This is a genomic window from Bradyrhizobium sp. SZCCHNR1043 (assembly GCF_032489675.1).
GTDB lineage: Bacteria > Pseudomonadota > Alphaproteobacteria > Rhizobiales > Xanthobacteraceae > Bradyrhizobium.
The window spans coordinates 360,035-379,589 of the sequence record NZ_JAUEYN010000003.1 but is presented as its reverse complement, the minus strand read 5'-3'; the positions used below and the strand labels follow the sequence as shown (position 1 = coordinate 379,589).

Sequence of the window (19,555 nt, the reverse complement as noted above, 5' to 3'; positions counted from 1 at the left end):
CAAGGAGCCTGCGAGAGTGGCGGAAAGTCAGGCGCGGCGGAGCACGGCGGACCCCGCCGTTTCGGTTGCCTCCGCGGCGTCGTCGGCGTCGGCGGCGGGCATCGCCGAGACCACCTCGATGCCACGGCTATGGCAGAGGCTGGCCAGTCCGTCCGGCAGTGGCCGGTCGGTGACGAAGGTCTGGATCTGGCTGAGATGGGCGATGCGCACCGGCGCGCTGCGATGAAGCTTGGTGGAATCGGCGACCAGCATCACGCTGCGGGCATTGGCGATGATGGCCTGGGCGACCTGCACCTCGCGATAGTCGAAGTCGAGCAGCGCGCCCTCCTCGTCGATCGCGGATGCGCCGATGATCGCGTAGTCGACCTTGAACTGGCCGATCAGCTGCGTCGCCGTCGATCCGATCACGCCGCCATCCGAGCGTCGCACGGTGCCGCCGGCCACGATCACCTCGATGCGCGGATGCGGATAGAGCAGCATCGCGACGTTGAGATTGTTGGTGATGACGAGCAGGTCCTGGTGCGACGACAGCGCGCTCGCCACCTCCTCCGTCGTGGTGCCGATGTTGATGAAGAGCGAGGAGCCGTTCGGAATCCGCGCGGCGGCGACCGCGCCGATCGCCTTCTTCTCGTCGGCAGCGACGAAGCGCCGCGCCTCGTAGGCAAGATTCTCGACGCCGGAGGCGATGATGGCGCCGCCATGGATGCGCGTCAGCGCGCGCTGCTCGCACAGATCATTGAGGTCCTTGCGGATGGTCTGGGCCGAGACTTCGAAGCGGCGCGCGAGATCCTCCACCATGACGCGGCCGGAGGCGCGGGCGATGTTGAGGATGTCGGTCTGGCGTTGGGAAAGGACGGCCATGGCAAGCTTTCAGGACAAGCTGCACCATGGTGATGCTGATCGAGTCAAGCGTCAATCGGCGAAGCATTGGGCGCATCGCAGCAATCGCCGGCTCGGAGCACGTCCGGCGCGGCACGGTCCGGCTGACGTGCGCCGGCGGCCGCGTGCGCCAAGCTCGCTCAGGCGGCTGCGCTCAGCTCGCCGGTCACGAGCCGAAGCGCGGCGCGTTCGGCTTCGCGGGCATTGCGAAACACCTGGCCCTCGAGGGCATTGAAACGGTGGGACGCCGCGAAGAAGCGGAAGCCGCCACGATCGCGGACGACGATCCCCGCCGCCTGGGAGCTGACCTCGATGATATAGGTGTCGGACATTGCGAAATCCCGTCGTTCATTCCGGGCGTATAACAGGGCTCTATGACGAACGTTCCGGTCCTGGAGCCCCCGGCTATCCGATCTGCATGCCAACAGGAAATTGTGTGGATGTTATGTTGGCTGCGCTGCACGCGCCTTCACCGTCACGACACGGCCGAATCAGCGTGGATCATTCGGGACGAGCGTCGGCCTGCGCAGCGACGCATCGGCCCCGCCGATGCGGTCGTGATGCTGACCGAGCAACTGATAGATGGTGCGCAGATCCTTCAACACCTCGACTTGATCCTCACGAAACGCACTGAGCTGATTCTCGTAGACGCAAATCCTGCGCTCGGCGTGGAGAAGCCGCTGCTGCAGCTTCTTCAGGACCTGCAAGATCAGTTTCTCGTCGACGTCCGACATGGACTTCCTCCCACCCTGTTCGCGCACCGCGCCCCGCCATTTCCCTGTGCCGGCATTTTTTTCCGGCTGGCCCTTTTGGCCTTGTTGATCGGAAGCGGACTACCAACCTCGATGCCCGTCCGATGCGCCACTCGAAGCGCGCAATGAGGCAGAGACGCGGCATCACACCTCCAAGCAACCAGAACTTGCAAATATCGTAAACACGCCTGCCCTGTGGACAAGGCCTACATCGCGCGAGATTGATCGGCACAGACGCCGCAAACGCGAGCTCGAATGAGCGCGCGCCGCCGGATCACGGTTCCTATGCCGAGCAAGTGGCATATGCCGGGCATTAACTGATGTTATTTTGGCGGGAGACCAAGATTGCGATCAGGCCGGGGTCGCCCCGTCGCGCCGGATCGGCTGCGGCCGGCCGTCGTCGTCGATCGAGACGTAGGTGAAGTTGCCGTCGGTGACGAGGATCGGCTGCTCCTCCTTCCGGCGCAGCACCCAGGCTTCGAGACGCACCGTCATCGAGGTGCGGCCGACGCGGACGAGATGCGCATAGACCGAAACGAGATCGCCGACATAGACCGCCTTGCGGAAGTTCATCGCCTCGATCGCGACCGTCACCGTGCGCGACTTCGCGACCTTGGCGGCGTACACACCGCCGCCGACATCCATCTGGCTGAGCAGCCAGCCGCCGAAGATGTCGCCATTGGCATTGGTGTCGGCCGGCATCGCCAGAGTGCGGATGCAGAGATCGCCGCGGGGCTCGGTCGGCGCGGACAGCGCGGCATGGACGGTCGCTTCGGTCACGTCGGATGGTCTCCAATTGCGGGAGCGTTCAAGAGGCGTCGAGCAAGGCCGTCAGTCGGGCCTCGCCATTTCGAACATCGCCTCCTGCATGATCTCGAAATAGTCGCCGCGACGGCCGGCGCGGACGATCGGATGCGCCAGCGCAGTCTGATAGACCCCGTCCTTGATCAGCGTCTTGTCGATATGCACGCCGACCACCTCGCCGAGCGTCAGCCAGGCCTGCGCCTTGGCGCCATCGGCGCCCTGCAGCTGGATGATCTGCGTCACCTTGCACTCGAACGCGACAGGGCTTTCGCCGACGCGCGGCACATTGACGAACTTGCACGGCACCGGCGTCACGCTCGCAAGCTTGAACTCGTCGACCTCGCGCGCGACATGCGCGGCGGTCGCATTCATCTGCGTGGCCAGGCCGCGCGTCACCAGGTTCCAGACGAACTCGCCGGTGTCCTGGATGTTGGCGACCGAGTCCTTCCACTGCGTCGAGGAGAAGCCGATGATCGGCGGGGTGTAGTTGAAGGCGTTGAAAAAGCTGTAGGGGGCGAGATTGACGTGACCGTCCGGATCGCGCGACGAGATCCAGCCGATCGGACGGGGGGCGACGATGGCATTGAAGGGATCGTGGCGGAGGCCGTGGCCGTTCTTCGGTTCGTAGAAATGCAGATCCCGTTCGGTCACGCCGTCGTCCCTTCCGTCATTGCGGGGAGCGCAAGCGACGAAGCTTCGCTCGAATGACGGCGAACTTAGCTTGCAGCGCCCCTGGAACCAAGCCCTGCCAGCACGAAATCGATCATCTCGTCGACCGTCGGGCCCGGCTTGGTCGCGCATTGCGCGATCATCTGCGGATGGAAGAAGCGCATCATCGCGGTCGTCGCACATTTTGCCGCCAGCGGCAGATCGGTGACGGCGAATTCGCCGGAGGCCGCGCCCTGCCCGATCACGCGGCCGATGATCTCGGTGATCAGCAGCATGTGCGCCTCGCAGACGTCCCAGCTCTCCTCCATCGCCACCGCGACCATCTCGTGCAGCTTGTTGTCGCCGACATAGCGCTCGGTGTTCATGCGATGAATGGTGCCAAGCAGCTCGCGCAGCCGCGGCGCCGCAGGCCCCGCCCGCTCCGCGATCGCGATGGCAGCCGCCTCGACCTGCGCCATCAGCGTGCGGGCGACCCCCCGGTGGATCGCCTTCTTGGAATCGAAGAACCGGTAGACATTCGCCGGGCTCATGCGGAGCTCCTTGGCGATGTCGGCGACGGTCGTCTTCTGGTAGCCGATCTGTCGAAACAGACGCTCAGCAACGACGAGAATGCGTTCGTGCGTATCGGATTCGATATGGTCGGAAACCAGGGTCATCATGCCTGCGATCTTGTTGGTCCTTCATTCGGCGGCCTCGGCCAAAGGAAGCGCGGGCCTCGGCACGTCAACGTGCTGCGTTGCGGAATGATCCGCGTCCTTCGCTCCGCGCTCGTCCAGGCTCTTGCGGAACCATAGGGCATACAATCCTGGCAAGTACAGCAGCGTAAGAAAGGTTGCAACGAACAACCCGCCCATGATGGTGATCGCCATCGGGCCCCAGAACGCCGAGCGCGACAGCGGGATCATGGCGAGGATCGCGGCCAGCGCGGTGAGCACCACGGGCCGGGCGCGGCGCACCGTGGCCTCGATGATCGCGTCCTTGCGGGTCAGACCATGGGCGACGTCGGTCTCGATCTGATCGACCAGGATCACCGCGTTGCGCATGATCATGCCGGCAAGCGCAATCAGGCCAAGCAGCGCCACGAAGCCGAACGGCGCGTTGGCGACATTGAGCCCGAGTGAGGCACCGACAATGCCGAGCGGCGCGGTCAGGAACACCAGGATCAGCCGCGAGAAGCTCTGCAGCTGGATCATCAGCAGGGTCAGCATCACGATGACCATCAGCGGAAACAGCACGAAGATCGAGGCATTGCCCTTGGCGGATTCCTCGAACGCGCCGCCGGCCTCGATCCGGTAGGCGGGCTCGAGGTGGTTGCGGATGTCCTGTAGCTTCGGCGAGATCTGGTTGGTGACATCGGGCGCCTGGACCCCGTCCGCCACGTCGGCGCGCACGGTGATCGCCATGTCGCGGTTGCGCCGCCACAGGATCGGCTCCTCGTGGGAATACTCGATCCTGGCGATCTGCTGCAGCGGCACCGCGATGCCGTTCTTCGAGGTGATGGTGAGATCGCCGACATGGGCGAGATCCAGCCGCTCGGACGGCGCCGCACGCGCGACGACGCCGACCTTCTCGATGCCGTCGCGGATGGTCGTGACCTGCACGCCGGAGATCAGCATCGCCAGCGATTGCGACACGTCCTGCGGGGTCAGGCCAAGTGCGCGGGCACGATCCTGGTCGACGACCAGCTTGAGGTAGGGCGACTGCTCGTTCCAGTCGAGCTGCGGATCCCTGACGTTCGGGTTCTGGCGCATGACGTCGCGCACCTGGTAGGCGATCTCGCGCACCTTGGCCGCATCGGGGCCGATGATGCGGAACTGGACGGGGAAGCCGACCGGCGGACCGAAATTGAAGCGATCGACCCGGACGCGCGCTTCGTTCAGCTCGCCATTCGCAGCCGCGGTCTCGATCTTGGCCTTGATGCGCTCGCGCGCGGCGACGTCCTTGGCGACGATCACGATCTCGGCGAAGGCTTCGTTCGGCAGTTGCGGGTTGAGACCGAGCCAGAAGCGCGGCGAGCCCTGCCCGACATAGGCGGTGTAGGTCTCGATGTCCTTGTCGTCCTTCAAGAGCGCTTCGGCCTTGCGTGCCGCCTTCTCGGTGACGCTGAAGGCGGTGCCCTCCGGCAGCCGCAGCTGCAAGAACAGCTCGGGCCGCTCCGACAGCGGAAAGAACTGCTGCTGGACATGGCCGAAGGCCACGATCGATGCCGCGAAGACGCCGACCGTCGCGGCAACGGTGGTGATTCGATGCGTGACGCACCAGCGCACGATGGCGCGCAGGCCGCGATACATGCGCGTGTCGTAGACCGCGTGCTCGTCATGGCCGTGATGGGCCTTCATGTCGGGCAGCAGCTTGACACCGATATAGGGCGTGAAGATCACGGCGACGAACCAGGACGCGACCAGCGCGATGGCGACGATCCAGAAGATGCTGCCGGCATATTCGCCGACGGCCGAATTGGCGAAGCCGATCGGCAGGAAGCCGGCGGCCGTGACCAGGGTCCCGGTCAGCATCGGGAACGCGGTGGATTCCCAGGCAAAGGACGCGGCGCGCATCCGGTCCCAGCCCTGCTCCATCTTCACCACCATCATCTCGACCGCGATGATGGCATCGTCCACCAGGAGGCCGAGCGCGATGATGAGGGCTCCGAGCGAGATGCGATGCAGGTTGAGCCCCATGATGTTCATGACGATGAAGACGAGCCCGAGCACCAGCGGCACCGACAATGCCACGACGATGCCGGTGCGCCAGCCGAGCGCCAGGAACGACACGAACAGCACGATCACCAGCGCTTCGACGAACGAGTGCACGAACTCGCTGACGGCGTGCTCGACCACCTTGGGCTGGTCGGCGATCTGCTCGATCTCGATGCCCTGCGGCACCGCCTTCATGAAATCCGCGGCGGCGGCGTGCACCTCCTTGCCGAGCTCCAGGATGTTGGCCTCCTTGGCGGTGACGACGCCGATGCCGAGCGCGGGCTTGCCCTCCTGCCGCACCTTGAAGCTCGGCGGATCGACGAAGCCGTGGCTGACGGTGGCGATATCGCCGAGCCGGAACACGCGTCCGTTGCTTTCGACCGGCGTCTCCGCGACCGCCTTGGCGCCGTCGAGCGCGCCGGTGACGCGCAGCGGCACGCGCTGCGACGAGGTCTCGACCGTGCCGGCCGGGGTCACATTGTTCTGCTTGGCAAGCGAATCGAACAGCGCCTGCGGCGTGATGCCGAGGGTGGCGAGCTTGGCATGGCTGAACTCGACATAGATGCGCTCGTCCTGGGTGCCGTAGAGATTGACCTTGGTAACGCCGGCGACCTTCAGCAGGCGCTGGCGCAGGCCTTCGGCGGTCTTCTTCAGCTGCGCATAGTCGGCGCCGTCGCCGGTCATCATGAACAGGATGGAATCGACGTCGGAGAACTCGTCATTGACGAACGGACCGATGATGCCCGACGGCAGCGACGACTGCACGTCGTCGAGCTTCTTGCGGATCAGATAGAACAGGTGCGGCACCTGGGCCGGCGGGGTCGAATCGCGGAAGGTCACCTGCATCGCGGTGAAGGCCGGCTTCGAATAGGTCTGCACCTTCTCGAAGTAAGGCAGCTCCTGCAGCTTCTTCTCGATGGGGTCGGCGACCTGGCTCTGCATCTCAGTCGCCGTGGCGCCGGGCCACATCACCGAGACGTTGACGACCTTGACGGTGAAGAACGGATCTTCGGCGCGGCCGAGCTTCTGATAGGAGAAGAAGCCGGCGACGCCGAGCGCGACGATCAGGAACAGCACCAGCGGCGGATGATTGACCGCCCAGGCCGACAGGTTGAACCGCTTCATGGGTGCTCTCCGAGATTCGATATCACTGGTCCGAGCCGTTGCTGTTAGTCACCGTCATTGCGAAAGAAGCGACCTGTCCGCCATAGCCCAAAGGGCGACGGCGGAAGCAATCCAGAATCCGCCTGCAGAAAAAACAGTCTGGATCGCGCCGTCGCTTCACTCCTCGCGATGACGACCGTTACGTCCGTCATTCCGGGGCGATGCGAACGCATCGAACCCGGAATCTCGAGGTTCCGGGTTCGCACTACGTGCGCCCCGGAACGACGGCAGAGCTAGAACGTCAGCGCCGACACGACGCGCACCCTCTGGCTGGGATCGATCTTCTGCACGCCGAGCGCCACGACCTTGTCGCCTTCGTCAACGCCTGACGTGACGAGCACGTCCTTGCTGTCATAGGCCTTCACCTTCACCGGCTTCAGCGTCACCTCGCCCTTGTCGTTGACGACGTAGAGCGACGGATCGCGGCCATCGCTGAACAGCGCCGACAGCGGCAGCCGCGCGACGCGCGTGGTGGCGGGATCGGCGAGCGTCAACGTCGCGGTCATGCCGAGCGAGACGGCGTCGCCAGCGTCCGGCAGCGAGAACTTGGCGAGATAGGTGCGCGTCGCGGAATCGGCGGTGGGCGCGATCTCGCGCAGCTTCGCCGCATATTGCTTGTTTGCCTCCGACCACAATGTGACGTAGGCGCTGCCGGTCTTGGCGCGCTCGAGCAGGGTCTCCGGGATCGCGACAACGGCTTCCTTCTCGGCAAAGCGCGCGACACGGATCGCGGCCTGGCCGGCGGCAACGACCACGCCTGGCTCGATCATGCTCGCGGTGACGACGCCGCGCGCGTCGGCAACCAGCGTCGCATAGGACAACGAGTTGCGTGTCAGCTCGACCGAGCGCTCGGCGCGATTGAGCCGCGCCCTCGCCTCGTCGGCGGACGCCCTGGCCTGGTCCATCTGGGCATCCGTGGTCCAGCCCTTGGCGCGCAGCTCCTTGGCGCGGGTCTCGGCAGCGGAGGCCTGCGCCAACACGCCGGTGGCGGCGCGGAATTCGGCTTCGGCCTGCTCGGCCTGCAGCTTCAGGTCGACCTCGTCGAGCGTGGCGAGCGGCTGGCCGACCTCCACGGTCTGGCCGACCTCGACCAGGCGCTTGGCGACCTTGCCGGCGACGCGGAAGCCGATATCGGCCTCGATGCGCGGCCGGATGGTGCCGACGAAGCTGCGCTCGGGCGTCTCGGCCTCGTAATGGACGGGCGCGACCAGAACCGGCCGGACCGGCTCGGCCTTCTGGGCGACGGTTTCATTGCACCCGGCCAGGGCGACGGCCATCGTGGCCAGCGCAAGGCCGGTCAACAGCTTGGAATAGCTCGCGAAAATCAGGCGGATCAACATGGGGCACCCTCGCTGCTCTTACGAGGAAGTGTCGAATGTCGAATGACGATTGTCAATATTCGTCAGCAATCATGACTTCGTGATCATCTGGACATGTTGCCGCAGGTGCTCAGTGGAGCGGCAGGCCGGCTCGGAACTCCGCCGTGCGCTCACCCGCCACCGATTCCGGGGCCGTCCGCCGCCGCGGTCGAGCCCGGCCCCGCAATCAGGGCATGCATCGTGCGGCTTCACTCCGCGGGCGCCTGCCCGGCGAATTCGACCTTGCTCTCGTGGCCACCGAAGAACGCGAGCAGCCCGGCGATCAGCGGCAGCACCGACAGCGCGAGCAGGCCGTGGGTGGTGGAGCCGGTCGTGTCCTTGATCCAGCCGACCAGATAGGGGCCGCCGAAGCCGGCGAGATTGCCGATCGAGTTGATCAGCGCGATGGCGCCGGCCGCGGCCGTACCCGACAGCCATGCCGTCGGCAGCGTCCAGAACACGCCGAAGACACAGAACACGCCGATCGCCGCGACCGTGAGCGCAACCATGGTGAGCGTGGGATCGCCGATCATGCTCGATGCGGCCAGCGCCACCGCGATCAGGATCAGCGGCGCGCCGACATGCATCACGCGCTCGCGTGTCGCATCGGAATGCCGCGCCCACAGGATCATCGCGACGGTGCCGAACGCATAGGGGATCGCGGTGACGAAGCCTGTCTGCACATTGGTCAGTCCGAATGCCTTGACGATCTGCGGCAGCCAGAACTGCATGCCGTAGAGCGCGCCGACGAAGCCGAAATAGATCAGGCTGAGCACGATCACCTTCGGCGACGACAGCGCCTCGCCGAGCGTCATGTGGCCGGCGGCCTGCTTCGCCGCCGTCTCGGCCTCGAGCTTCGCCGCGAGCCAGGCCTTCTGCTCCGCGGACAGCCAGGTCGCATGCTCCGGCCGGTCGGTCAGGTAGAACCAGGTGACGACGCCGAGGATGACCGAGGGGATGCCCTCGATGATGAACAGCCACTGCCAGCCCTGCAGTCCCATCAGGCCGTGCATGCCGAGCAGCAGGCCGGAGACCGGCGCGCCGATCACGGTCGAAATCGGCACGGCAACCGCGAAGGCGGCGAGGAAGCGCGCGCGATACTGGGCGGGGTACCAATAAGTGAGATAGAGGATGATGCCGGGAAAGAATCCGGCCTCGGCGACGCCGAGCAGGAAGCGCAGCGTGTAGAAGCTCCACGGGCCCGAGACCACGGCCATCAGCGCCGAGATGATGCCCCAAGTCACCATGATGCGCGCGATCCAGCGGCTGGCGCCGAACTTCTCCAGCGCCAGATTGCTCGGCACCTCGAAGATGAAATAGCCGATGAAGAAGATGCCCGCACCCCAGGCGAACACCAGCGGCGAGAATTTCAGCTCCGCGTTCATGGTCAGCGCGGCGAAGCCGAGATTGACCCGGTCGAGATAGGAGAAGAAATAGGCCAGCACCAGGAACGGAATCAGGCGCCAGGAGATGGCGCGGATGGTCGCGGACTCGATATCGGAGCGGCCAAGCGCGGCCGGACTGGTGGCGGACGGACTCATCGATCTCCTCCCCGGAGCTTTCTGGACATTGATAGTTGAAGGCGGTGTTGAGCATCGGTCGTGGCAAGTCAATCGGAAAACCTGAAATCCCACAGCCCGTCGGCGCATCGCGGGGGCGCGGCCCGCGCATGACGCCCTCCTCGCCCGAGATGCTCATCCGCGTCGTCGGCATCTGGATCGACCGGATCGCGACGCGGCCTGCTTGGGCATAGGCCTGCCAACGGCAAGCCGCGATATCAACCGAAAGCTCAGATCGGCCCCGCGCCGGCGCGGCTGAAGAAGGCGTTGAGCTCCTCGGCCAGAACGGCAGGCTGCTCTTCCGGAATGTAGTGGCCGCACGAGGAGATGGTGATGCCCTCGACGTGATCGGCGACCTCCCTGAGCGGCGCGGCCATGTCCACGATCGATCCCTGGTCGGCACCGACGGCGAGCACCGGCGGCTTCAGCTTGCCCCTTTGTTTCAGCTCGCGGTTCTGACGCGCGGACAGTGCGGCGGCACGATAATAAGCGAGCCCGGCGCGCAAGCCGCCGGCCTTGGTCAGCACGCGGGCGTATTCGTCGAGATCGCGTTCGGAGAACGCTTCGGGATTGGCACCCTTCCGGCGCAGGAACCAAGCGAGATAGTCGCGTTCGCGGCCGTGGATCAGCATCTCCGGGAGATCCGCGACGGCGTGGAACGCGAAGTGCCAAGTGCGCCACGCGCGGTCTGGCGCGAAGGGCAGCGCCTCGGGCAGGGTGACGCCGGGAATTCCCGCATCGAGCAGCGCCAGGCTGCGCACCTCGGCTTCGAACAGCACCGCATAGGGATAAGCCACCCACGCACCGATATCGTGGGCCACCAGATGATAGCTGGTGACGCCGAGTTGCTGCAGCAGGCGATGCACCGCCGTGGCCAGGGTCTGAGTGTCGTAGCCGTCGGCTGGCCGGTCCGAATCGCCCTGCCCGGGGAGATCCGGCGCAATGACCCGATAGCGCGACGCGAGCAGCGGCATGACCTTGCGCCAGGCAAACCAGCTTTCGGGAAAGCCGGCGAGCAGCACCACGACCTCGCCAGCCGGCGGGCCACCGCTGACATAGTGCAGCCGAAGGCCATCGACGGTCTCGAAGCGGTGGGTAAAGCCCGGCAGCGACGCATCGGCGCGACCGAACGGCTCGGCCGCGACCAGCCGCGACGGACTTTCGGCAGAGATGGCACTCATCAACTCAGTCATGGATCATCCTCCTAATTATAGAACAATCGTTTCCTATTTAGACACGACATCACGCGAACAAGGCGGCAGCTTGGTCTGCCACGGCCATCATCTCGCTCCTCGTGCGCCCTGTCTTGCCGACCACCCGAAATCCCTGGATCACGCAGAACAAGGCTCGGGCCACGACTTCCGCGTCGAGATCCGGCCGGATCGATCCATCCGCCTGGCCCAGCCTGATCAGGTCGCGCAACAGGGTCTCGACCCGCCGTAACGCTCCGCGGACCTTGGCGGCGGCCTCCGCATCCAAGGTGGCGAGTTCGGCCGCGCTGGTCACGACGAGGCAGCCGCGCCGGCCTTCGCTGTCGCTGGCGGATTCCGCGTAGAACTGCAGCAAGGCCTCCAGCTTGTCGCGGCCGCTGGGCTGCGCATCGATGCGCTCGCGCACCTGCTGGTCGCGGCGCGCGATGTAATGATCCAACGTCGCCAGGAAGATCGCGCGCTTGTCCGCGAAGGCCTTGTAGAGGCTGCCGGTGGCGAGCTTCATGGCCGCGCGCAGTTCTGCCAAGGACGCCGCGTGATAACCGCGCTCGCTGAAGACCACCAGAGCCCTGTTCAGGGCGGTGTCCATATCGAACTCGCGCGGCCGACCGGGCCCGCGGCGCTCGGATGAATCCTGTTGCGACCTCGTCATTCCTCCTTTTAGGAAACATTCGTTTCCAAATCAAGAGCGCTGAGCGGATCTCCGACGACCAGGTCAGTCTCCAAGCTGAAAGCGCTGGAACCGGTGCAGCTCGTCCTCGATGGTCCGCTTCAGCGCCTTGCGTCCGTCGCCACGCGCGGCCTTGCCCTGGCCGACCCAGCTCCATTTCTGCATCAGGAGCTTGCCGTTCTGGCGGTCGGTCTTGAGGTCGAGCGCGGCGACGATCTCGTCGCCGACCAGGACGGGCAGCGCGAAATAGCCGAACAGGCGCTTGTCCTTCGGGACATAGGCCTCGAAGCGATGATCATAGTCGAAGATCGCCTGCGTCCGCTTGCGCTGGATGATGAGCGGATCGAACGGCGACAGGATGTGCACGCGCTCAGTGCTGACTTCGATCGGCTCCTCCAGCACGGCCGGCGTCGCCCAGTGCTCCTGCCTGCCGGCGCCCTCCAGCGTCACCGGCACAAGCTCGCCGCGCCGAACCCTGGCATCGATGATCCGGCGCACCGCGGCCTTGCTCGGCGCATTGAGATGACAGAGCGAATCGAGGCTCACGACGCCTTGGGCGCGCAAGCCGCGGTCGAGCAGATAGACTGCGATCTCGCGATCGTTGGCGCCCTTCGGCAGCCGTTGCCAGCCGAAATGCCGGGTGGTGAGGTCGTAGGTCTTGAGCATGCCGTCGCGGCCCGACACCGTCAGCACGCCCTCGTAGAAGCCGAGCTGCAGCGCGCGCTTCGACGGCTTGCGGCTGGCCCAGGCGTGGTCCTTCTCGCGCAGCACATCGTCGTCGATGTCGCGAATCGTCAGCGCGCCGCCTTGGCGGATCAGCCGCATGACCTTGCGCGTATCCTCGGGCTTCACGGTCTGCAGCCAGCGATGGCCCTCGCGGCGGTAGCGGCGCATCGCCGGAACGAAGTAGCGGAAGTCGTGCAGCGGGATGTAGGACAGCGCGTGGGTCCAATATTCGAAGACGGTCTTGTCGGTGCTCTGCGCCTGCCTGAGATCGGCGCGGCGATAGGCGGGAATGCGGCTGAACAGGATGTGGTGATGGCAGCGCTCGATCACGTTGATGGTGTCGATCTGCACATAGCCGAGATGAGCAATGGCGGCGGCGACCGCCTCGGGGCCCGCGCCGAACGGCGCCTCGGCATCGAGCCGCTGCGCGCGCAGCCAGATGCGGCGCGCCTGCGGCTTGGAGAGCGGGATGGGCGTGGGGACAGCGGGCATGCCGCGCAATGGTGCGAGATTCGCCCCCGCTCCCGCAACGGCAAATCAGGCCGGCGAGATCCCCTTGCGGAACCTCACGGCTTGGCCTTGTCCGGAATGCTGCCGGTGGCGATCTCGGCCTTGCAGCTGGCGCGGCCGGGATCGGGCGCACGGCACTTGTAGATGCGGCCGGTCAGGCGGTCGACCAGCCAGGCCGTATCCTCGGCCGGACTTTCCAGGCCGACATAGCGGTTGCCGACCGCGGTGATCAGCGTCGACAGCAGGATCGATGCCGCAATGATGCCAGCCCCGATCAGCGTCGACATGGAACCGGCTGATCCCGTCTGATCCTGACTGCTCGCCCGATGGGACTGATAGTCGCGCCTGTGCGATGGGTTGAACACGGCTCTGCTTTTCTGTTTGCGTTTCTTAGACTACGAATCCAGTCGCCGTTCGCGTCCTTCACGTTTGCGATTTTTTCCCGGCGAACGCTATCCGGTAGAGGCGCATCTGGCCGATTTGTTGTTCGCGGACCGGCCACCTGCCGATCGCTTTGCGGCAGCGCGCGGCGCGTCCCGCGGACCACTCGCTTCGCCCCGCAAGGGCCGCCCAGTCCGGCAACGTGACGTCGATCACATTTGATGCTTTGAACCCGTTCTATCGTTCACGCATCCAATGACCATAGGGCATGACGACCCGAGGATAACGACAATGACCCCATATTTTGGACGCTTTGCAGTTCAGGCGGCGGCGTTCTCCGCCATGCTGGCGATCGGCGCAGGCACCGCCCTCGCCGGCGAGGCCGTGTCGGCCGACAAGATCCTCAACGCGCTGAAGCCGAAGGCCGTGACGCGCGGCATTTCGGTCGGACCGCAGGCAACCCCGCAGGCCGACGCGGCAGCGCAGGCGAAGCAGGCGGCCTTCATCGACAGCATGCGCAACCGCAAGACCCGCTCGCTGTCGCTCGGCGAGCGCGAGCAGATCGCCGAGATCGCGGCGACCAAGCCCAAGATCGATCTCGAGATCCAGTTCGACTACAACTCGGCCGAAATCAGCAAGGCCTCGATGCCGGCCGTGCAGGAGCTCGGCAAGGCGCTGTCCGATCCGAACCTGAAGGGCTCGACCTTCGTGGTTGCCGGCCACACCGATGGCATCGGCAGCGACGGCTTCAACCAGGATCTCTCCGAGCGCCGTGCCGACACCATCAAGCGCTATCTGGTCGAGAAGTTCGCCCTCGCCGGCCAGGACCTCGTCACGGTCGGCTATGGCAAGACCAAGCTCAAGGACGCGGCCAACCCGGCCGATCCGCTCAACCGGCGGGTCCAGGTCGTCAACATGGACACCAAGACCGCGGCGAAGTGAGCGCTCCGCCGCGCATCGCCCCGCCTGCCCACGGTCCCTGGCAGGCGGGGCGCTTTTTGTCCGGATTCAGATCCAGCTCTGGAACAGCATCAGCCGGGTGAAGGTCTGCATCGTCGTGCCGATGAAGGCGGCGCTGACCGGCAGCATCGCGACGAAGCCCAGGATCGCGACGGCGACATAACTCAACAGCACCCAGCGCGGCCAGCGGGTCAGCGCATGGACGAGCGCGAGGCTCGCCAGCGTCGCCGACGGCAGGTAGTAGTAGATGAAGCTCAGCGCGCGCGGCAGCAGCGCCCAGGGCAGATAGCAGCCGAGATAGAACGCCAGGATCAGGAACGCCGCCGCGCTGCGCGTCGCGATGAAATCCCGGATGCAGATCGCGAGCGCCGCAAGCGCCGGCCACAGCACCAGCGGATTGCCGAGCAGCACCACCGCGGCGATGTCGGTGTCGCCCGTCTTGTCGAACAGGAACCAGACCGGACGGACCAGCAACGGCCAGGTCGGCCACGCGCTCATGTAGGTATGGCCGGCGATCGCTGTGGTGACGCTGTCGGCGAAGATGCGCCGCTGCGCCTCGAGGATACCGATGACGGACAGGCCATGCAGCGGGACGAAGGTCGCGAGATAGCAAACAGCCGGCATTGCGACGAGGCACAGCACGATCTGCAGCCAGCTCAGTTGCGGCCATTGCTCGGGCTGATACCAGTCGGTCGGCTCGCCATCGCCGAACGAGGTCTGCCAGTGCTGCAACAGCTTGATGAGACCGATGATGAGAAGCGCCGTCAGCAGCGGAAACAGCCCGCTCCATTTGCAGGCGATCGCAAGGCCGAACAACGCGCCCGCCAGCGCGAACACGACCTGCGGCCGGCGCTGCCTGAACGAAAACAGAAAGGCCGCGATCCCGAGCAGGCTGAAGGCGAGCGCGCCGATGTCGAGCATCGCGATGCGCGCCTGCACGAACAGCATCTGGTTGAAGGCCGCGAGCAGCGCCGCCGCGATGGCGGGCCATTGCGCCGCGAACAGCGCCAGGCCGCACAGATAGATCGCGGCCACGGCGAGCCCGCCGAGCACGGTACCGGGATAGCGCCATGCGAAGGCGTTGTCGCCGAACGTCCTGATCGACAGTGCAATCAGCTCCTTGGCGAGCGGCGGATGCATCGGATTGAGCTGCGGCGTCGCCGGCGCCAGTCCCAGCATCTGCCGCGCCGCCGGGACGTAATGCACCTCGTCGAAGACGAATTTCGGCGGCGAGGCGAGCCCGATCATCAGCACGACGTGCGCGATCGCGAAGATCAGCAATGCCGTCATCACACAGCGGCGGACCGACAGAGCGCCATCCTGCGCAACCTCGCCGTCCTCGTCGTCGTCATCCCGGCGAGCAGCAGATACCTTCATGGGCCTCCGCGTTGAACTGATCTCACGGTGGCGGCAACTAACCACCGAACGGTCATCGAGGCAAACTTGTGCCCATTTTACAACAACCCCGCGCGCCGTCTTCGGCTAGATTGAGCAGGAAACAATCTTCGGTGTGGATATGAGTCTGCGTCGCCGAATCTCTGTCGCTGCGATCTCGGCGGCCGCCCTGCTGGGCGTCGCGGGCGGCGCAAGCGCCGACGGCCGCATCGGCGAAGCCGTGCTGGTGCAGAAGGACGTGCTGCGCGTGGCAGGCGCCTCGAGCAGCCCGATCAGCGTCGGCGACGGCGTCGCGCGCAACGAAACGGTGCGCACCGGCAATGACAGTGCCGCGCGGCTCGTCATGATCGACAGCACCAATCTCTCGCTCGGCGCCAACGCCACCCTGACGCTCGACCGCACCGTCTTCAACGACGAGACCAGCTATCGCGACATCGCGATCCGGCTCGGCACCGGCGCGTTCCGCTTCGTCACCGGCCATTCCGAGAAAACCGCCTACAAGATCAACACGCCGCTCGCGACCATCGGCGTGCGCGGCACCATCCTCGACATCCGCTCGCAGCGCGGCCAGACCATGGTCGTGCTGCAGGAAGGCGCCTCGCGGGTCTGCACCCTCACCTTCCAATGCCTCGAGCTGACGCAGCCGGGCGACACCGCGATCATCACCGCGACCGGCAACGGCAGAAGCGCGATCAAAAAGACCGGCAATCCGTCCTGGAGCTTTGCCGCAATCTGCGCGTCGACATCGGGCCTCTGCACGGTCACCGATCTCGCCAGTAATGCGCCGCCGCAGGACTTCACCGGCATCCTGTGCGGGCGGTGACGATGAGAACGCGCCGCGGTCAGCTTGCTCTCCTGATGACCGCCATCGCCGGCGGGCTGCTCGCGCTCGCCCTGCAGGCCGCGCCGGCCGCCGCGCAGAGCAGTTGCGGGGCCGACAATTTCGCGGCGGCGCTGTGCCCGACCCCGTCGCCGTCGCCGACCTCCTCGCCCACCGCAACGCCCACGCCGTCGGCCACGCCGACATCGACCTCCAGCCCGACGCCCTCGCCCTCGATCTCGCCGCCCCCGTCGCCGACGCCCACCGGCGCGGGAAACAGCGCGAACGCGATCAACGGCCTCGCCGACCAGCGCTTCAACCAGATGATCACCAACCGCGTGCTCGGGCTGGTGCTGCTCGGCGTCAACGAGCAGGTCAACTGCAGCGACTGCGTCAGCGCGTTCGGCTCGGCCGGCTCGTTCTCGGCCGGCATCCATGGCCGCAAGCAGCTCACCAACAATCTGGCGCTGCTTGCCGGCCTCGCCTACACGCACTACGACGAGGACGGCTACCACGTGACCTCGGCGCCGATCGGCGCCTTCGCGCTGCGCTACGACTTCACCGATTGGGGCTCGTCGCGGCCGTTCTTCGACATCGGCACGATCCTGACGCCGTATGAGCGCGTGCGCTACGGCCGGAGCTATGCGACGAGCCTCGGCAACGTCACGGCGGACGGCACCACCACGGCGTCGAACTACGCGGTCTATGGCCGCGCCGGCTGGATCAGCCGGTTGTCGCCGCGCGACGAGCTCGCGGCGTCGGTCGAGCTGTGGCAATTGTGGCAGCACGTCGCCGGCTATCGCGATCCCGCGCTCGCCTTCAACCCGTTCGATGCGACGATCGCCGGCGGCACCGACCGCACCAGCCTGGTCAAGGTCGGCGGCCAATGGACCCACCTGTTCGGCTCCAGCATCGAAGCCAACATCAATGGCGGCTACGTCCAGTCGTTCGCGACCAGCTCCGGCATCGTCGCCACCGTCACCGGCAACGGCACGGTGACGCCGATCATGGGCAACCAGGGCTGGTTCGAATATGGCGGCCGGCTCGGCTTCCGCCTGCCGCAAGGCTGGATCGCCGATCTGTTCGTCAACGGCACGCTCGGCCCGCAGCCGGTCGGCAACACCATCCACGGCGGCGTCGGCCTGCGCGTCCATTATTAGCGGCTGGCCCGGCGCCGAGCGGATCACCCTCGCTCCGTCAAAATTTCATGATCGGCCTGCGCTCGGGTCGCCTTGACCCGCGCCCGCCGGCGGACCTATTGAATGATAATCATCATTTAAATGCGATGGTTCGCCAGGCGCGCGGAGATCCGATGGACGTTTCCACCCAGGCGACCGCCGAAGCCCTGCCCGGTGTTGCGGCGGCGCCGTTCGAGCCGGCCCCGGAGCCGCCGCGCGCCAAGGCCGCGTCGGTCCGCACGGCATTGCTCTCCGGCCCGGTGCTGCCGGCGCTGTTCCGGTTGGCGCTGCCGACCATGACCGTGCTGGTGGCGCAAACCGCGGTCAACGTCGCCGAAGCGTATTACGTCGGCTTCCTCGGCACCGATGCGCTAGCCGGCGTCGCACTGGTGTTCCCGATCTTCATGCTGATGACGATGATGTCCAATGGCGGCATCGGCAGCGGCGTCTCCTCGGCGGTGGCGCGCGCGGTCGGCGCCGGGCACAACGCCGATGCCGATGCCATCGCCTTCCATGCCATCGTGCTGGCGGTGATCGCCGGCGGCCTGTTCACGCTTGCGACCGCCCTGTTCGGCCCGGCGCTGTACCATGCGCTCGGCGGGCGAGCCGGCGCTCTGGAGGCGGCGCTGCGCTACTCCAACTATCTGTTCGCCTGCGCCGTCCCGGTGTGGATCGTCAATCTGCAGGCGGCGGCGCTGCGCGGCGCCGGCAATGTGCGGGTGCCGGCGCTGGTCACCCTGGTCGGCGCGCTGGTGATGATTCCCGCCTCGCCGCTGCTGATCTTCGGCATCGGCCCGCTGCCGGGGCTCGGGATCGCCGGCGCGGGCATCGCCTTCGGCCTGTATTACTGCGGCGCCATGCTGGTGCTGGTGCGCTACATGACCTCTGGCCGCTCCAGCCTGCATGTGCGCGTTGCGCGGCTACAGGGCCGGCTGTTCGCCGACATCCTGAAAGTCGGGCTGCCGACCGCGCTCAACGCGGTCATGGTCAATCTCACCGTCATCCTGGTGACCGCGCTCGCCGGGCGCTTCGGGACCTCCGAGCTCGCCGCCTACGGCATCGCCTCGCGGCTCGACTACATCATGATCCCGATCCTGTTCGGGCTGTGCACGGCCACCCTGACGATGGTCGGCATCAATGTCGGCGCCGGCCAGCGCGGCCGTGCGCGCCGCATCGCCTGGATCAGTGCCCTGGCGGGCGCAGCCCTGGTCGGGACCATCGGCCTGATCGTGGCGCTGCATCCGCCGCTCTGGCTCGGCCTGTTCAGCCGCGACGCCGAGGTTCTGCGCGAGGGCGCGACCTATCTGCGCACCGTGGCGCCGGCCTACGCCGCGCTCGGCTTCGGGTTCGTGCTGGCTTTTGCCGGCCAAGGCGCGGGGCACGTGCTGTGGCCGTTCGTCGGCTCCGCCCTGCGCGTGCTGATCGCGGCGGGCGGCGGCTACATCGCAATCATCATGCTCGGCGGCGGCATGGCCTCGCTCGCCGCGATGGTCACGCTGTCGCTCGTCGCCTACGCATTGGTGTGCAGCCTCGTTCTCTCGCCCCGGATCTGGCGCTCACCTCGTTAGCGCGACGTCCACCGACGGGCGCAATCCAACCGCCTGCAACTCACGACAGTCACCGCCAAATACAAGCAATTCACGCGGCTACTACCAGTGAGTGGTGCGAACGGGCACCTCTCGCTGATCCGGCAAACAGACTGATAACCTTCGGTTCCCACGACCCCGTCCACGGGTTCCTTTATGGAACCGGATTCAGCATGCGGTAATCTCTGACCGCCACTTCCTTGCAGCAGGGGCTCGCATCCGCCGGCGTCGAGCCTC

At 66.1% G+C, this 19,555-nt stretch carries 18 protein-coding genes; 4 read left to right on the top strand and 14 right to left on the bottom strand.

The genetic code is table 11. The annotated features are described in order from the left end of the window. Positions 1-27: 27 nt before the first annotated feature. The 13 genes from QX039_RS07120 to QX039_RS07060 all read right to left on the bottom strand — a co-directional run bounded on the left by QX039_RS07120 (position 28) and on the right by QX039_RS07060 (position 13,285). A complete protein-coding gene (locus QX039_RS07120) occupies positions 28-861 on the bottom strand; it encodes a DeoR/GlpR family DNA-binding transcription regulator (RefSeq protein WP_315773407.1) in 834 nt (277 codons plus the stop codon). A 158-nt stretch (positions 862-1,019) separates the two neighbouring features. Then, the gene (locus QX039_RS07115; RefSeq protein WP_315738399.1) at positions 1,020-1,211 is read right to left on the bottom strand and encodes a hypothetical protein; all 192 of its coding nucleotides are present in this window, start codon (positions 1,209-1,211) and stop codon (positions 1,020-1,022) included. A 159-nt stretch (positions 1,212-1,370) separates the two neighbouring features. Further along, positions 1,371-1,613 (bottom strand): hypothetical protein, encoded by a 243-nt coding sequence (locus tag QX039_RS07110; RefSeq protein ID WP_315738400.1) that lies wholly within the window; start codon positions 1,611-1,613, stop codon positions 1,371-1,373. A 369-nt stretch (positions 1,614-1,982) separates the two neighbouring features. Beyond that, on the bottom strand, positions 1,983-2,411 hold the full coding sequence (locus tag QX039_RS07105) for an acyl-CoA thioesterase (RefSeq protein WP_315773405.1): 429 nt from the start codon (positions 2,409-2,411) through the stop codon (positions 1,983-1,985). 51 nt (positions 2,412-2,462) lie between these two features. Next, entirely contained in the window at positions 2,463-3,086 is a 624-nt protein-coding gene (locus tag QX039_RS07100) for a flavin reductase family protein (protein WP_315773404.1), read from the bottom strand. 65 nt (positions 3,087-3,151) lie between these two features. Further along, complete coding sequence (locus QX039_RS07095; protein ID WP_315773451.1) at positions 3,152-3,760, bottom strand: TetR/AcrR family transcriptional regulator; 609 nt, start codon at positions 3,758-3,760, stop codon at positions 3,152-3,154. Positions 3,761-3,784: 24 nt separating this feature from the next. Beyond that, positions 3,785-6,925 carry an efflux RND transporter permease subunit gene (locus QX039_RS07090; protein ID WP_315773401.1) on the bottom strand — a complete coding sequence of 1,047 codons (3,141 nt, stop codon included), beginning with the start codon at positions 6,923-6,925 and terminating at the stop codon, positions 3,785-3,787. Positions 6,926-7,197: 272 nt separating this feature from the next. Continuing rightward, positions 7,198-8,304, bottom strand: coding sequence for an efflux RND transporter periplasmic adaptor subunit (locus QX039_RS07085; RefSeq protein WP_315738404.1), 1,107 nt, complete (start codon positions 8,302-8,304; stop codon positions 7,198-7,200). Between the two features lie 227 nt (positions 8,305-8,531). After that, positions 8,532-9,863 carry an MFS transporter gene (locus tag QX039_RS07080; protein ID WP_315773399.1) on the bottom strand — a complete coding sequence of 444 codons (1,332 nt, stop codon included), beginning with the start codon at positions 9,861-9,863 and terminating at the stop codon, positions 8,532-8,534. A gap of 248 nt (positions 9,864-10,111) precedes the next feature. After that, positions 10,112-11,074, bottom strand: coding sequence for an alpha/beta hydrolase (locus QX039_RS07075; RefSeq protein WP_315773397.1), 963 nt, complete (start codon positions 11,072-11,074; stop codon positions 10,112-10,114). 49 nt (positions 11,075-11,123) lie between these two features. Then, positions 11,124-11,681 (bottom strand): TetR/AcrR family transcriptional regulator, encoded by a 558-nt coding sequence (locus QX039_RS07070; protein ID WP_315738407.1) that lies wholly within the window; start codon positions 11,679-11,681, stop codon positions 11,124-11,126. A 126-nt stretch (positions 11,682-11,807) separates the two neighbouring features. Beyond that, on the bottom strand, positions 11,808-12,980 hold the full coding sequence (locus tag QX039_RS07065; RefSeq protein WP_315738408.1) for a winged helix-turn-helix domain-containing protein: 1,173 nt from the start codon (positions 12,978-12,980) through the stop codon (positions 11,808-11,810). Between the two features lie 74 nt (positions 12,981-13,054). After that, positions 13,055-13,285: a hypothetical protein gene (locus tag QX039_RS07060; RefSeq protein ID WP_315738409.1), complete on the bottom strand. Its 231-nt coding sequence runs from the start codon at positions 13,283-13,285 to the stop codon at positions 13,055-13,057. Between the two features lie 385 nt (positions 13,286-13,670). Between QX039_RS07060 and QX039_RS07055 the strand changes: the two genes are divergently transcribed. Next, positions 13,671-14,321: an OmpA family protein gene (locus QX039_RS07055; protein ID WP_315738410.1), complete on the top strand. Its 651-nt coding sequence runs from the start codon at positions 13,671-13,673 to the stop codon at positions 14,319-14,321. Positions 14,322-14,387: 66 nt separating this feature from the next. Here the strand turns inward: QX039_RS07055 and QX039_RS07050 are convergent, their stop codons facing one another. Beyond that, positions 14,388-15,716 carry a phospholipid carrier-dependent glycosyltransferase gene (locus QX039_RS07050; RefSeq protein ID WP_315738411.1) on the bottom strand — a complete coding sequence of 443 codons (1,329 nt, stop codon included), beginning with the start codon at positions 15,714-15,716 and terminating at the stop codon, positions 14,388-14,390. A gap of 139 nt (positions 15,717-15,855) precedes the next feature. Here QX039_RS07050 and QX039_RS07045 point away from each other — a divergent pair, with 139 nt between their 5' ends. From QX039_RS07045 to QX039_RS07035, 3 genes are all read left to right on the top strand, one after another. Then, a complete protein-coding gene (locus QX039_RS07045) occupies positions 15,856-16,557 on the top strand; it encodes a FecR domain-containing protein (protein ID WP_315738412.1) in 702 nt (233 codons plus the stop codon). Between the two features lie 2 nt (positions 16,558-16,559). Continuing rightward, complete coding sequence (locus QX039_RS07040; protein WP_315738413.1) at positions 16,560-17,714, top strand: hypothetical protein; 1,155 nt, start codon at positions 16,560-16,562, stop codon at positions 17,712-17,714. A 152-nt stretch (positions 17,715-17,866) separates the two neighbouring features. After that, complete coding sequence (locus QX039_RS07035) at positions 17,867-19,300, top strand: MATE family efflux transporter (RefSeq protein WP_315738414.1); 1,434 nt, start codon at positions 17,867-17,869, stop codon at positions 19,298-19,300. Positions 19,301-19,555: the final 255 nt, after the last annotated feature.

Bases quoted from the DNA above. Each gene is read 5' to 3' on its own strand.
- QX039_RS07090 (WP_315773401.1), bottom strand. From the start codon at position 6,925: ATGAAGCGGTTCAACCTGTCGGCCTGGGCGGTCAATCATCCGCCGCTG.
- QX039_RS07060 (WP_315738409.1), bottom strand. From the start codon at position 13,285: ATGTCGACGCTGATCGGGGCTGGCATCATTGCGGCATCGATCCTGCTG.
- QX039_RS07040 (WP_315738413.1), top strand. From the start codon at position 16,560: ATGAGAACGCGCCGCGGTCAGCTTGCTCTCCTGATGACCGCCATCGCC.
- QX039_RS07065 (WP_315738408.1), bottom strand. From the start codon at position 12,980: ATGCCCGCTGTCCCCACGCCCATCCCGCTCTCCAAGCCGCAGGCGCGC.
- QX039_RS07085 (WP_315738404.1), bottom strand. From the start codon at position 8,304: ATGTTGATCCGCCTGATTTTCGCGAGCTATTCCAAGCTGTTGACCGGC.
- QX039_RS07055 (WP_315738410.1), top strand. From the start codon at position 13,671: ATGACCCCATATTTTGGACGCTTTGCAGTTCAGGCGGCGGCGTTCTCC.
- QX039_RS07035 (WP_315738414.1), top strand. From the start codon at position 17,867: ATGGACGTTTCCACCCAGGCGACCGCCGAAGCCCTGCCCGGTGTTGCG.
- QX039_RS07045 (WP_315738412.1), top strand. From the start codon at position 15,856: ATGAGTCTGCGTCGCCGAATCTCTGTCGCTGCGATCTCGGCGGCCGCC.
- QX039_RS07080 (WP_315773399.1), bottom strand. From the start codon at position 9,863: ATGAGTCCGTCCGCCACCAGTCCGGCCGCGCTTGGCCGCTCCGATATC.
- QX039_RS07070 (WP_315738407.1), bottom strand. From the start codon at position 11,681: ATGGACACCGCCCTGAACAGGGCTCTGGTGGTCTTCAGCGAGCGCGGT.
- QX039_RS07050 (WP_315738411.1), bottom strand. From the start codon at position 15,716: ATGAAGGTATCTGCTGCTCGCCGGGATGACGACGACGAGGACGGCGAG.
- QX039_RS07120 (WP_315773407.1), bottom strand. From the start codon at position 861: ATGGCCGTCCTTTCCCAACGCCAGACCGACATCCTCAACATCGCCCGC.
- QX039_RS07075 (WP_315773397.1), bottom strand. From the start codon at position 11,074: ATGACTGAGTTGATGAGTGCCATCTCTGCCGAAAGTCCGTCGCGGCTG.
- QX039_RS07095 (WP_315773451.1), bottom strand. From the start codon at position 3,760: ATGACCCTGGTTTCCGACCATATCGAATCCGATACGCACGAACGCATT.
- QX039_RS07115 (WP_315738399.1), bottom strand. From the start codon at position 1,211: ATGTCCGACACCTATATCATCGAGGTCAGCTCCCAGGCGGCGGGGATC.
- QX039_RS07110 (WP_315738400.1), bottom strand. From the start codon at position 1,613: ATGTCGGACGTCGACGAGAAACTGATCTTGCAGGTCCTGAAGAAGCTG.